The sequence below is a fragment of the Rheinheimera oceanensis genome, from assembly GCF_018831085.1.
GTDB lineage: Bacteria > Pseudomonadota > Gammaproteobacteria > Enterobacterales > Alteromonadaceae > Alishewanella > Alishewanella oceanensis.
In genome coordinates this window covers 181,878-196,056 of the sequence record NZ_JAGPNM010000008.1, presented here as the reverse complement: position 1 = coordinate 196,056, position 14,179 = coordinate 181,878, and the positions used below count along the sequence as shown (strand labels likewise).

General features: G+C 47.7%; 10 protein-coding genes. 7 read left to right on the top strand and 3 right to left on the bottom strand.

The window, feature by feature from the left end; genetic code table 11:
* The 3 genes from J3B89_RS16980 to J3B89_RS16970 form a co-directional block, all read left to right on the top strand.
* The coding region (locus J3B89_RS16980; protein ID WP_215398804.1) for a copper resistance D family protein at positions 1 to 620 on the top strand (620 nt) is incomplete at its 5' end.
* A 38-nt stretch (positions 621 to 658) separates the two neighbouring features.
* On the top strand, positions 659 to 1,144 hold the full coding sequence (locus J3B89_RS16975; RefSeq protein WP_215398802.1) for a YybH family protein: 486 nt from the start codon (positions 659 to 661) through the stop codon (positions 1,142 to 1,144).
* A gap of 20 nt (positions 1,145 to 1,164) precedes the next feature.
* Positions 1,165 to 1,680 (top strand): DUF411 domain-containing protein, encoded by a 516-nt coding sequence (locus tag J3B89_RS16970; protein ID WP_215398801.1) that lies wholly within the window; start codon positions 1,165 to 1,167, stop codon positions 1,678 to 1,680.
* Positions 1,681 to 1,746: 66 nt separating this feature from the next.
* Here the strand turns inward: J3B89_RS16970 and cueR are convergent, their stop codons facing one another.
* From cueR to J3B89_RS16955, 3 genes are all read right to left on the bottom strand, one after another.
* Positions 1,747 to 2,151, bottom strand: coding sequence for a Cu(I)-responsive transcriptional regulator (gene cueR / locus J3B89_RS16965; protein WP_215398800.1), 405 nt, complete (start codon positions 2,149 to 2,151; stop codon positions 1,747 to 1,749).
* A 13-nt stretch (positions 2,152 to 2,164) separates the two neighbouring features.
* Positions 2,165 to 4,336 carry a heavy metal translocating P-type ATPase gene (locus J3B89_RS16960; protein ID WP_215398799.1) on the bottom strand — a complete coding sequence of 724 codons (2,172 nt, stop codon included), beginning with the start codon at positions 4,334 to 4,336 and terminating at the stop codon, positions 2,165 to 2,167.
* Between the two features lie 137 nt (positions 4,337 to 4,473).
* The gene (locus J3B89_RS16955; protein WP_215398798.1) at positions 4,474 to 5,376 is read right to left on the bottom strand and encodes a bacteriophage abortive infection AbiH family protein; all 903 of its coding nucleotides are present in this window, start codon (positions 5,374 to 5,376) and stop codon (positions 4,474 to 4,476) included.
* Between the two features lie 158 nt (positions 5,377 to 5,534).
* On the opposite strand from J3B89_RS16955, the gene avs1a reads away from it, so the two are divergent.
* The 4 genes from avs1a (at position 5,535) to J3B89_RS16940 (ending at position 14,082) form a co-directional block, all read left to right on the top strand.
* Entirely contained in the window at positions 5,535 to 6,719 is a 1,185-nt protein-coding gene (avs1a, locus tag J3B89_RS16950; protein WP_215398797.1) for an AVAST type 1 anti-phage system MBL fold metallo-hydrolase Avs1a, read from the top strand.
* Positions 6,720 to 6,723: 4 nt separating this feature from the next.
* A complete protein-coding gene (gene avs1b / locus J3B89_RS16945; protein ID WP_215398796.1) occupies positions 6,724 to 12,507 on the top strand; it encodes an AVAST type 1 anti-phage system protease Avs1b in 5,784 nt (1,927 codons plus the stop codon).
* 9 nt (positions 12,508 to 12,516) lie between these two features.
* Complete coding sequence (avs1c, locus tag J3B89_RS21535; protein ID WP_349814232.1) at positions 12,517 to 12,795, top strand: AVAST type 1 anti-phage system protein Avs1c; 279 nt, start codon at positions 12,517 to 12,519, stop codon at positions 12,793 to 12,795.
* Between the two features lie 66 nt (positions 12,796 to 12,861).
* Positions 12,862 to 14,082 carry an RES family NAD+ phosphorylase gene (locus tag J3B89_RS16940; RefSeq protein ID WP_215398794.1) on the top strand — a complete coding sequence of 407 codons (1,221 nt, stop codon included), beginning with the start codon at positions 12,862 to 12,864 and terminating at the stop codon, positions 14,080 to 14,082.
* Positions 14,083 to 14,179 lie beyond the last annotated feature (97 nt).

Sequence of the window (14,179 nt, the reverse complement as noted above, 5' to 3'; positions counted from 1 at the left end):
AGATGGTTTGGCAATCGGCAATGCGCACCCAGCTGCTTTTATGGTTATGCGGTTATGCAGCGCTGTGGCTTTGGGCCCGGCGCGTTAAACACAGCGGCAACACGGTGAGCATTGCGCTTGTTAGCCTGGCTGCGTTTTTGCTGGCCGGCAGTTTCAGCCAAACCGGCCATGTGGCCAGTTTGGCAGGCCTGTGGCAGTTGTTACTGACGCTGCATGTGCTGGCAATAGCGGCCTGGGTAGGCTCCTTGCTGCCGCTGTGGCAAAGCTGTTACCGCTTGGCACCAGACAGGCTGCTGGCGCTGATGCAGCAGTTCGGTCAGGTTGCGCTTTATCTGCTGGTATTGCTTATCAGCTGTGGCGTGTTGATCTTACTGCAACTGCTTGACCCACTTAGCCAGTTGTTTGTAACCGATTATGGCCGTTTGCTGCTGTTTAAGCTGATGTTGGTCGCGGCCATGTTACTGCTGGCCGCCTGGCATAAATTTAAGCTGGTCAACGCGCTGGCGAAGCATCAGAACAGCCGCTTGCTGGCACGGTCTATTTTTATCGAAATGCTGTTGGCGCTATTGGTTCTGGCAACCAGCAGCAGCTTTACCACTGTGGTGGGCTTAGCACATTAAGCCTGCTTTATTCTAATAATTACAACAGGATACCTAATATGTTTCGCAATAAAATTCAAACCTTTTCTGCCATCAGCCTGGGCCTGGCGTTGCTATGCCCCGTTAGTGTGCAGGCGCACGGCAATGAAAAGCATGCCGCCCCGGCCTTGTTTGTCGGCGAAAGCACCGCTGCCGCTCAGGCGGTAAAAGCGTTTCATCAGGCGTTACGCGCTGGTGATGCCAATGCTGCCCGCGCCATGCTGGCAGATGACGTACTGATTGTCGAAGGTAATGGCGTAGAGCGCTCGGCAGATGAGTATGCCAGTCACCATATGCTGGCCGATATGAAATTTATGGCGGCGGTACAGGTAGAGGCGCTGGAACATCAGACCAAGGTGCTGGGCAAGGTGGCCTATTCGGTTAGCCGCAGCCAACTGACTGGCGACTATAAAGGCAAGCCGGTTGACGTTATCAGTAAAGAAACGCTGGTGCTGGTAGATAACGGCGACGGTTGGAAGATCGTGCATGTGCACTGGTCGCACTAAGGCAACAGCGGGAGAGCACTATGAAGTTAACTCTGATAGCGGCAATGCTGGCAGCCACTGCGCTATTGGCTGGTTGTAAAGACGCCGGCCCGGCTAAACCGGAAACTACAGCTTTGTCCGACAGTGCTGGCAATGCGGCAGCACTAACCCTCACGGTATACAAAACGCCAAGCTGCGGTTGCTGTAAAAAGTGGGTATTGCACCTTGAACAGCAGGGAGTGGTTGCACACACGAAAAATTATGATGATTTAAGTGGCATTAAAGCCCGCTACGGTATCTCACCACAGTATTATTCCTGTCACACCGCCGTATCGGAGCAGGGCTATGCTTTTGAAGGCCATATCCCTGCTAAATACATCCGGCAATTCCTCGCTGAGTCGCATCCGGATGCGATTGGCCTGAGTGTACCGGCGATGCCGCTCGGCTCACCGGGCATGGAGGTCGAAGACCGCTTTATGCCGTACGACATTCTGCTGCTAAACAAAGATGGCAGCGCCAGCGTCTACGCCCACATCAGCGATGCTTCGATGCAGTAGCCAATAATAGGCGCTTAAAAAAACACCACTTTTAAAGTGGTGTTTTTTTATTGAAGCACGATAATGTCAGCCGGGTTTCGCCAGTTGCTGCAAGATATGGCAATGTGGGCTGCCATCGCCCCGGCAGCTGTCGGCCAGCGCCGTCAGCACCTGCTGCATATGCTGCAGCTCGGCAATTTTGCCGGCAATTTCATCCAGGTGTTGCTGAGCCAGCTGTTTTACCACCCGGCTTTCACGCTGTGGGTCTTGCCATAATGCCAGCAGCGACTGGATATCGTGTAACGAAAACCCCAGGTTGCGTGCCTGACGAATAAAACGTAGCTGGTTAATTTGCTCACTGTTGTAAAGCCGGTAACCGGCATCAGTGCGTGGTGATTTTCTCAGCAAACCGGATTGCTCATAGTGCCGGATCATTTTGGCGCTTAAGCCACTCTCTTTTGCCGCATCACCAATGGTCAGTAAGGTCGCCATTTGCTGCTCCTTGTTAAAAAGACATGCGTTGCAAACGCAGGGCATTGGTTACCACCAGCACACTGCTACAGGCCATGGCAGCACCGGCGATAACCGGGTTTAAAAAACCCAGTGCGGCCAGTGGAATACCAATGGTGTTAAAGGCAAAAGCCCAGAACAAATTTTGCTGAATATTACGGTAGGTTGCACTGGCGAGCAGCAGTGCTGTCGCAACCAGTTCCGGGTCGCCACGCATCAGCGTAAATGCAGACGCACTGACCGCAACATCGGTACCTGTTGCCATCGCGATACCTAAGTCAGCTTGAGCCAAAGCAGGGGCATCATTAATGCCATCGCCCACCATCGCTACTTTATAGCCTTGCTGCTGATAGGCCGCTACGGCTTGTGCTTTACCCTGCGGCAGCACTTCGGCGTTAAAGTTATCCAGCCCCAGCTCTTTGGCAACATACTCGGCGCTGGCCGCTGAATCACCCGTTAACATGGCAACCTGAATACCGGCAGCTTGTAATTTATGTACCGCATTTTTTGCCTGGGCTTTGGCTTTATCGGCAAAACACAGCAAACCGAGTAATGTCGTGCCCTGAGCAGTTTTCTCTGCCAGCCAGGATACCGAGGCGCCCGGCACTGCGATAAGGTCTTGCGGTAATGTCAGCCCCATCTCTCTCATCCAGCTACCTGAGCCCAGCATTACCGCACGGCCTTTGACGTTAGCTTTCACGCCTTTTCCGGCCACTACAGCAAAATCCGATACTGCCAATAAATCGACATTGTGGTTGATAGCATAGCTAACAATTGCTTTGGCCAGTGGGTGTTCGCTGTACTGTGATAACGCATAGGCCAGTGCGGCCAACTCAGTTTCGTTGTTAAGCGCATTCAGCTGCGTTAATACGGGTTTACCCTCGGTGAGGGTGCCGGTTTTATCAAACACCACATAATCAATTTTTGTCGCCTGCTCCAGCGCGACAGCATCTTTCACCAAAATACCCTGGCGCGCCGCTGTGCCGGTACCGGCCATAATGGCCGCCGGAGTGGCCAGACCCAAAGCACAGGGACAGGCTATAACCAATACCGCTACTGCATTAAGAATACCTTGCTGCCAATCGGCAAACGCCAGACCCCAAATCAGCACGGTGGCTAAGGCGACCAGTAATACTACCGGTACAAAGATACTGCTTATCTTATCCACCAGGGCTTGCACTGGTGCTTTCGCGCCCTGAGCCTGCTCTACCAGGCGGATAATTTTTGACAAGGTGGATTCTGCACCTAAGGCGCTGGCCTCGAACTCCAGCCGACCATCGAGATTAACCGAGCCGCCCGTCACTTTATCGCCAGAGGTTTTATGCAGCGGCACACTTTCGCCGCTGATTAGTGCCTCATCCACGTGGCTGCTGCCCTCTGTCACTATGCCGTCGGCCGGTATCCGTTCTCCTGGCAGCACCTGAATGCGATCACCTTTGAGCAGCTCAGCCGCTGCAATACTGTGCCAGCTATTATTGCGCCAGACCCTTGCTGATGTCGGTTTTAAGTTTTCCAGTGCTTGCAGCGCATCGGTCGTACGCCGCTTGGCGCGTTTCTCCAGTAACTTACCCAGCAGTACCAGGGTTAATACTGCCGCGCCACTTTCAAAGTACAGGTGTGGTGCGCCATGATGCCCATCAAAGCTGTACCACAGATAGAGCGATAAGCCATAAGCGGCACTGGTACCCATTGATACCAGCAGGTCCATATTGCCGGTGCCCGCTTTCAGTGCATGCCAGCCGGCTTTGTAAAAGCGCGCGCCAAAGTAAAATTGTACCGGTGTTGCTAACAGCCATTGCCACAAGGCAGGCAACATCCAGTCGGCACCGAACAGCATGCCCACCATCGGCAATACTAACGGCAGGGTGAGTAAGGCAGCACCGATCACTGGCCAGCTGTCACGCTGATAAAAACGTCGTGGTTGAGCAGGGGAATTTTGAGCCTCAGGCGAAGCCTGGCTGAGGATCAGCTCATACCCGGCATCGGCAACGGCCTGTTTCAGGGCGCGGTCTTCTGTGGCGGGTAACAGGGTCAGGCTTACCTGCTCTGTAGCCAGGTTTACTGAAGCGCTTAGCACACCAGACACCTTTAACAGGCTTTTTTCCACCCGGCCGGCGCAAGACGCACAGGTCATACCCTTTACCGCAAGTTGTATTGTTGCTGCCATATCCGTAACTCCGGGTTGAGAAATGTTATCAGGCATAACAAGGCTAAACCTTACCATTATGGCAAGGTCAAACAACTTTCAAAAAAATTTTTCCATGTAAAAATATGGGGTATATGCCTTGCTAAAAGAAACTATCGTCAAAGATTCTCCCACTGCACAGGTGTTACTCTGTTTGCTTCGACCCCAAAAGACGTAAGCAACTGATGTTTTTCTGCCCACTCCTCAGGTGTGCGCACAGCAATATACCATTGTGCAACAGCGATAGACGGTTGCTCACGCAATGCTTGGAAATAAGCACCATCGACTGTTGATAATGAGTGTCCGAGTACAATTACTTGGTCAATCGAGTTCAGTGCATCAAAAGACCGACTGTGCTGTGAAATAATCTCTTCAGAGTTTTTGAATGTAGCTGAGAAATAGTCGTCGATAATACTATTAGCCTCGATCTGTCTGGTATCTACTTCTTCGATGTCCGAACGATCATTCAGCGAGCGTCGTAACTGAGGGGACCATGCGTGTCCTAAGACAAGTTCATCCTGTGGCTTTGCAGCGCAACCATGAATGAACAGTACTTGTTCAGTGTTAATACCATAGAGTGTACTTAAGGTATCAGTGTAATTGAATGTGAGGTATAGCGCTTGTTGCTCTAGTTCCAATAGACGACGAGTGAAATTGTCGCGTGTCGGGATAGGTAGTTTACGTACCCATATAGAGAACTGCCTTTGCAGATCGGCTGATAGTCTTTGAACAACATTACCCACCTCATACTGAAAATCGTGGTGCCCAGAGTCGCTCCAGTCATCAGCTCCATAGGAAGCCATGAAGTGTCCAAGGTTTTCTGTCAACATGTCTGCATCCAGCTTAGCCAGAGCATTCTCGAGATCACACCAATTTTCCCCAACAGGTAAATACTCCTCCACATCTCTGTATACATCCAGATCGGCTGATTGCATGTAGTGCCTGAATTCCGCCAGGCTGGATGGGATTCCGTGCCACAGGTCAAAACCATTACCGATCACATAGAGTTTGGAAGAAGGCATTGCGGATTCTCTCGGTTTTGCTAGGTTATGTGTATTATTTGTCAGAGGCAGCGTGCATTTTTAGATGCCTTATTTCAACTGTGCTGTTTGGTCTGGATTTTTTCTTAAAACAAAACATGTTAAACATGCAGTAACAAATGGTAGTAAGCGGGAAGTTAATGATGAAAATTAAGATGTATCCTGCCTGCAATGGAGATGCGTTTCTGATTAAAGCTGCTAGGTCAAATATACTTGTTGACGCAGGTTATGCACAGACATTCGACAACTATATCTCGACTGATCTTCTGGACCTTTCATATAAAGGAGAGAAATTAGACCTTGTCATCGTTAGCCATATAGACGCAGATCATATTTCCGGAATCATAAAGTTTCTTTCGATCAATGGAACTTCTGCAGTTCCCAAATTAATATCTATTGGCGATGTTTGGCACAACAGTTTGCGCAGCTTGAGCTCAGCGGAGCGTTCTGAAATCAACGCTTCCGATCGAGCCATATTGAAAGCGATATGTCAGCGCGGGCACCCCATCCCAAACATGTTGCCAAAGCCAGGGGCTACAGAAATTAGTGCACGACAAGGCAGTTCGCTTGCTTCGTTGATCCATCAAGGAGGCTATAAATGGAATTGTGGTGATGGGACCTCACGCATCAAGCAAGATTTTACAAAGGTACACCATTTTTCAGGAGGCTCGGTACGTGTGATTGGCCCCCGACAAGAACGACTTGATGGACTCCTTAAGTGGTGGAAAAGACGTTTACTACAGATAGGTTATAACGGCCCCACAGGACCTGGTGAAATAATTGACGATGCATTTGAATTCATCTGTGAACATGCTGCCGAAGCTACGGTGTTATCTCCCACACCTCTTTCCGCAGGCGGTCGCAAACTGCTGGAGGATGTCTATGAGCCGGATGTGTCAATCACTAATGGTAGTTCTATCACAGTTATTGTTGAGCTTGACGGTGTTCGCGTGTTAATGCTGGCTGATGCTTGGGCAGAAGACGTCATTGACGCTCTTCGTGTTCTTCAATCACAAGGAGACTCGATGATGTTTGACGCTATCAAAATCTCGCATCACGGTAGCCTACGTAACACCAGTCCAGAGTTACTGAAACTTATTGACGCCCCTGTTTACATGGTTTCCTCAAATGGCACTGGACATGGACATCCTAATGTTGAAGTCCTTACAGCGATTGTTGATCGGCCTGCAGCATTTTCTCGCACAGTCTACTTGAATTATTCAACGGACGCCTCGAGTATCCTTTTAAAGCACCAGTCTCGGAGTAAAACACCATTTACTGTGCATGAGAACATGACGGATTGGATCCCTATCGGAAGGACCTAAAAGAATGATGGACGCTCAAATTAAAAATGCTACATGTCAGATTAAATGTGGCGAAGCGTCGGGGACCGGTTGGCTGATCTCTGCCTCTCAAGTAGTCACAGCTCGCCACTGCATCGATGAGGCTATCGATGGCGATATACAAATTGAGGTTCAGTTTGAGATTGGTGGCGTTGCACAGCATCTCACTGCTGCATTGGTCGATGATGACAAAGCTCTTGATGTATGTCTACTGCTGCTGGAACGTGAAGTAGATATTGCGCCAATGGTAGTGGATGCGGCCATCCCGGTTGAAGGAAGTAGGTTCTCTTCGTTCGGTTTTCCGGTGGCGAAACTTTCCGTGGGACACAGGTTTGAAGGGGAAATTTCGCGAATTCTTGAAAGCCCAAAATTAGGAATAGATCTTGATCTCCAGGTTGAAGGTCCCGGGCAGCTTAGCAGCTATGAGGGGATTTCTGGAGCTGCGCTCATTTGCAATGGCTCATGTCGAGGCATGTTGCGACTTGCGATTGATAAGTCGCTTGCTGCTGTATCGATAGCGAGGATAGCTGAGTTTTTGCATAAGAACTCTATTGCGCTTGGTGATATCTCTGAGGAGCGCATTAGTGACTGTACGTTTGCCCCTCGTGAGGAGTTTACACAAGCATTCGATGCTCTAATTAGCAACGTGGTTGGCGGATACGCCTTCATCGAAGGCGCCCATGGCATTGGCAAATCGACTTTTTGCGAAACTTATCAACCGTCACTACAAACGATTGAACATTTCGGGACCTATAGCTTCACAACTCAAGATGTCGGAGCGAATTCAATGCATTTGGCTCAACCAGAGGTGTTTTTCGACTGGCTGAATACATTGGTCTCATCGCACCTTCCTGGTCAGGCAATGCGTGCTTCTGAAAAACGTTATCCAGAATTGATCGCAGGAGTAAACGAGTTAATAAATCTGTTAGCTCAAGCGTATTCATCTCAAGGGAAGATAGGAGTTGTTTTTTTAGACGGCATTGATGAAGTTTCGAAGCTTGGCCAGGGCATCCTTGAAAGGCTAGTGGGACTACTCCCCTCGAGAATGCCAACGGGTCTGATATTTGTTATCTCGGCTCCTAGTTATGTAAACCTATCCGCCGCTTTAGGATCTCGGCTGACAGGCCAGGCATGTATCAGAATGCCTGGTTTGGAACGTAATGCTTCGCGAGCGTTTTGTGCGAGTGCACTTTTACCTGAACGTTCGAGCGATCAGACCATCAGGATAATTTGCGACAAAGCCCAGGGACACGCTCTCTATCTTCGCTATCTCATCGACTTGGCAAATGGTGGCGTCGACGACGCTCAATTAACAGCTTTGCCCTTGATAGATGGCAGTATTCGCAACTATTACGAAACGCTATGGCCCCAACTTCTGGCCGACTCTGAAGCTGTTAATCTGCTGGCTGTTGTCGCACGTTTAAGATGGGGAATTTCGACGGAGCAGCTTGCCGACATATTGAATGACGCTGAACGGTCGGTTCTGGTATCAACGATTTCCCGTATTCAGCATCTTTTACTTCGTAGGGATGAAACAACGATCTATCATGCTTCGTTTACCGACTTTCTTACTGAGAAGACCGCAGTTCGTGAGCTAGATGTTCAGCATCGTCTTACAAACTACTGCTTCGCACATCCAAAGAGCAGGTACGCTATACTAAATACCGTATATCACGGGCTCAGAGCTGGCCCTGCTGAAGAAGCACGAGCCATCGGCAACTGCAGCCAGCAATGGGTCGACCGGTGTGTGATGCTGGGTGCCAAACCTGATACTTTGCTTGGTGATGTCCACGAAGTTTTAGCCGCAGCTGCAAAACAAGGAAGTTTGGTCGAGGTTGTTCGAATCCTTCTTCTTACCCAGCGGATCCAGTTTCGATATGACACTTTATTTGCACTTTCAGCCGATCTTGCTGTCGACGCTTTGGTTGCCTTGGGTAAGACAAAGGAGGCATTACAGCATGCTGTGCGCTATGGTCGCTTAATCATTCCGGTACACCAGACCTTGCGTTTAGCGCTTCAGCTTATGAAAGCTAGCAAATCCGACACAGCGCTGGATATTCTCGACAAAGCCGAAGCAGTCGTCGAAAGACAACTCTCAGGCGAAAAGTTAACTATTGGTAATTTCATAAAAGTTTTTAAGCTAAGAACGCAAATTCTGCTTTTGCGCGGACGCGCAGGTGATAAATCAGCCATGCGTGAATTACCGAATTTTTATGGAATGTCTATCGACGCGGTTCGTAGTAGCGTAGAGGATGAAAAAATTTGTAATGATTTATTGTCCGATATGACAACCTATTTCAGCGGTAGCATGGCGTGTTTGGCGGGGAGATACCTACCCTTGTCTCTCATGCGCAAATATTATTCTGGTTCAAACGTTAAGCTAAGCCAGATGCTCCTAGGTATTTTGGAGAATTATCAGTTTTTTTGCTCTTATTTCGATGTTGCGCACAACCATCGTTTGCTCAGCGCAGTGTTCTCTGACCTACAAACATTGGTCGTTGAAACCCCTCAAGAGCAGGAACGTTCCAGCCTTGGCGCCATTGATGCACTTGTGTCGTTAAAAGCACCCACTTCGATTGTTCTCAACTTAACTGGGTCTATGGATAATTTAGGGCCTATACAATTTGTTGCTGAGGACAACATCAACATGGATGCAGATAGCTTTGCCTCCGGAATGGCGCAATGGCGTCTTGCCTCTCTTTTGGACAAAGAGTTTCCCTGTCCAGTGACTTCGGAAATCCAGATCTCTGAATGGCGTGAAGGTGTTGAATCAATTTGCAGAGCATTGGCGTGGTGTGAAGGAGCCGCGAGGCGGGCTAAGGAAGCTGGCGATGGTATTAGCCTGAGTTCTGTTTGGGCAACTTTTGGGCAACACGTTTTAAAGCGGCTTCGGTTTACACTGGCACAGCGCTCTCAGTGGAGTGACAGCTATGCCTTGCCAGAAGCAGTTTTCCCTGAAATATATGAGCACTTGACAGTCTTCGTGATGGAGGTATTTCCTGAACACCTCAACCATGTATTGTCTTTCATCGAAGCGCAATTCGAAGTGCAGTGTGGTCTTTATTCTGAAGGCTTCAGATCCATTTTGGCCAAAGTTTTCAAGCGCCTCACCAAACTAATATTGGAAGAAGAGATTGAAGATCAAGCATACGCTCTGTTAAAGCGTTGGCGAAACTTCGTTCAATCGAACGTCAAGAACCGTCACGAACTAGTTCCAGAGCTGTTGGCCATCATTCCTTTTTTTGTACGATTAAATGCAGCAGAAGATGCGCATCTTACGTATCAAACCGCTTTGTCATTTTCGATGGGACCGAGTTGGTACAAAGAAGATCAGTTGAGTCTCATGACTGGTGTTCTTAAACTTGTTCCTCAAGGCGAGCCCTTGGAATCCGGTATTCTGTCGCGGATAGCTGGCTGCTTGGAAATCGCCAGTGGAGAAATGACTTTTCAGCGTTTTGTCCGTTATGATAAGGCTGACCTCCTTGGTATTTTGTGCCAGCGTGCAGATTATCTGAAAGCGGTTCGCTATTTTATGCGCCAGTCGTGTGGGTCAGCGGAGCAATTGTTGGCTGAAGCTACAGAGAGTGTGATTGATCGGATTTCTCCTCTCAGAGGGATGCGGTTTCCGGGCGGTGCCATAGATGAACAGGATGCATTGTATCGCATGTTAAAATCGGCTGCGCCCGCTGCCGATTGGCCTATTTACTGGGCCCTCCTGGAGATCTATCAGTACGGGGACGCACGCCATCTCCAAGAATCTGCAAAGTTATATGCACACTTAGCAGCGCAGGCAAAGGGGGAGCGCGGTGCACATACTCTTATGGTCGAGCGATTGAGAATTATCTGTGAAGATGAGTTTGATAGCGAGCAGCGTGCTGAGTTTGTATCAGTATTTCAGGATAACTTGCCTCCAGATCTACTTCAGTCATTCGAAGAAATTTTAGATGAAGCGACTTTCTCAACAAAAGAAACTTCGCGATTCGATTTGCCTCATAACAATGTTTCAGATTGTTCTGAGGGAGGCGAAGCTACTTTGGACTCTTTTGTAATACCAGGAATGTTTGGCTCGCAGGCCTCCAGTCAAGAGTCCGAAGAAGCGCTTGCACGAGCCGAGAGACAGCTTGCGAGAGGTAATTCGTCAGCGGCTCGGGCCGAAGCTGTCAAAGTGCTTGAACATTCTCAGCAAGGCGGTTGGTCGATTTGGAGCGATCTTTCGCCTGTTGCGGACAGAGCGGAAGCAATTTTGCGCGATGGAGCTATATCAACTGACACTATAGTAAAAGCCTACGCCCCTCTCATCCTGGCTGAGCGCTACGCGGATAAATGGCAACTTGCTGCATATCTAATTAAGACTGCCGCGATTATTACAACGCAAGAGGAACGAGCCAAGTTACTTCTATTGGCTGTTGAGCATATTGAAACAATTGTCGGCGACATCGAGTCAAAGCAGAATGAATATCAGTTTTTAGAAGAGTCACCAGTAATTGATGAACCTTTAAACCTTATAGAGCTTATCCTGACTGCTGTTGAACATCCAAAGTGGTTTAGGCGGGATAAAGCTGCCGAACTGATTCTATGGTTGCTTGATACGCATCCTCAATACATCCCAGTTATAGGTCCTAATGCTTTCACAATGGTAAGCGGAAATCTACCGGATGTTCTCTGCGGTATGCTCGACCATCTTTCGACAAAAAATGCCGTTCGTCTTTGGGAAAAGTTGGCGCCCGCTTTAGATTTAGACAAAATTAAAAGTAACTGCAGGCATATAGGTCGTCTTGCAGTATTACTACGCATTGCCGAGCGAGCAGCAAAAAAAGGTTCAGAAACAGGAGAAATGACGAGGGAGCTAGTGAGTGCGGTACTTTCACAAACACGCCTAGATGCCGTTGATGTTGAAACCCCTTCCCAAGCGCAATGCCCGGAATGGGCGTTAACCTGTGAAGAAGAGTGGCAAGAGCTTACAGTGATGGGGCTTGCAACTGATGAACTAGTTGAACGAGCAAATACCGCTATCAAAGAAGCATGCGCACCTTTATCTATCGAAACTAGCATTGAGCTTGAACAACTTTTAGCTGAAGGCTTTAGCGATCACGCCGACCATCCGCTGGGGAGGTGGAAAGCTAAAGTTCGCTACGCGCTACAGGTTGCATTATTACCTTCTACCACGATGAGGCTTTTATCCCGTGTCACCCAGATTTTCAGCAACTGCAACCCCTCACCGATGGCTGATCTCCGTATTTTTGGTTTCTCGTCACCTTCGACGGCATGGTTGGCTGCGTTAAATGGTGCGCAAGGTGGCTTTATGCCAACAAGAGGCAGTGAGGTTTATGTCGATTTCTATGAGCGTGTGTGGGTCGGAAACCGTTATCGAAGTCTCCGTTTGACAATGTTCTTTTATCGCTCAGGCGAGCGACCTCTGCCTCCCACCTCAACTACAGATTTCCTGTCCACACAGCTGCCGGCATTAAAAGGAACTTCTGAGAAGGAAACATGTGCAATAGTGGACTTTAGATATGTATTTTTTGGAGGTTTTACACCCGCTATTCCTTCAGACGCCCTCATGCGAATGACTCGTGCTACAGGCGATGACTTAAATTGTGCACATTGGCGAGTCGGTAGAACATCTTTAAGCAAAGGTGGTGGGCCTTTACACGAAGGCTGCTTCTTGGCAATCAAGCATAGCGCACTACGTTTGCCTCAAGGCATTGAGGTAGCTTGGGTGTATGAGCTAGACGGGCAACAACGCGGAATTATTAGTCAATCTTCGTGAGGCACTGTTATGTACCCCAAGATCCAACAAATGGATACACCAAAAACCCGGGCGGAGTTTGAGCTCCGATTTCACCATTTGAGAGAGGCACTAAAGAACGGAAAACTGAGTTTTCCACCAGGCGTCGGTGAGAGCTTGTACAGATTACAATTACTCCCAAATCGCCGGCTTAACTTTCTCAGTGTTGATGAAACCGCTCGCCTGCAAGCAAACATGATGTTTCAGCTCCCTAGTTTTCAAGACGTACTGCAAGGCAGAGAAGAGCAAAACTTGCCTTCCGAAGAATGATTGCAACACTTATGTTAGGTGTTTCAGTACAATTGTGGCCTTTTTAAGGTTGTGGATAGTTTTAGAATGAATAAATATCTGAAAGATCTTTTCTATGAGAAGAGACAAGAGGAAATTCAAAAGTCTGTTGGTGTCGTCTGTGAAGAATGCAATCAAAAAGCATACTATTTTAATACCAAAAATGCTGATTTTTTTTCTGTAAAGTGTTGTCTTATATGTTCGAAAGAGAAAGAAAAAGGCATTCTTTTAGAGGATTTTCTGTTTACGCTAACACGTAAAATCAACAATCATTACGAACTGATTCAAAACGATTCCTCTGAAACTGCAACGGTATCGCTTAAGCAAATCCTGAAACGATTCACTTATGATAATGATCTGTTACTCGAAAAACTCGCTGACTTACTGTGCCAAGATAGCAACTCTTTTTACCAAGTAAAAGGACTCTATAGAAGTAAAGTAGATGAAGCATTTATCGAGAAATGTAAAAAAGAAGCCATTGAAGAATGGAATCAATTATCCAAGGATCTAAAGCACAACCGTCGTTTCACTCATGTAGAAGCTTCCCGCTTTTATGAGCGTTTGATTGAAGCATGTATGCATACACTGGAAACGACAGAAGAGTTCAATTCAGCCTTGAAAACAATAAAAATGGGAACTGTTTTCTATCGAGGGCGTTTAGTCAAGGATAACTTCCACAGAGATCTCTTATTATCGAATCCAGGACAAGAACTTTGTGCACCGCCAGATTATCTCGCAACGAACAGCAGAATGAGTCCACCAGGAATATCGTTTATGTATATGGCGAGGGACCCTGAAACTTCAATAGCTGAGCTTCGTCCTTACGTTAATGACACCATTGCAATTGGGGAGTTCGTCAGCACCAAGGAATTTAAATTTTTCGATTTTACGCTTCTGGATAAATTAAAACACGGAGACGCTAATATTCTCGATGATCCCAAAAATGACAAATATTTTCAAAAAAGGTATCTATTGAGTTCCCTTCATGAACTGATTTCCAGGCCATTCAGGGCGACCGATACCAGTTATATAGAGACTCAGATGTTTGCAGAAACTATTCGTAATTACAGGGATGGATTTTTCGATGGCATCATATTTGGGTCATCACAGCGAGATGGAGGATTAAATTATGTTCTGTTTGGCGATTACTTAAAGGATGACAGTAAAGGTGCCTTAACTAGAGATTATCATGTGAAATTTAACGACAAATCGGGGATTCAGTTTTACCAAGTGCTAAAAATGGAAGCTGTCACAAAAAAAATGAATTAGCGGCAAGATAATGTTTTGAGCAGAACTTCGCTTGAAACTACTGAGCATCAATACAGAAGCGTTACTGAATTTTACCTATATATTAACCCAATAAACG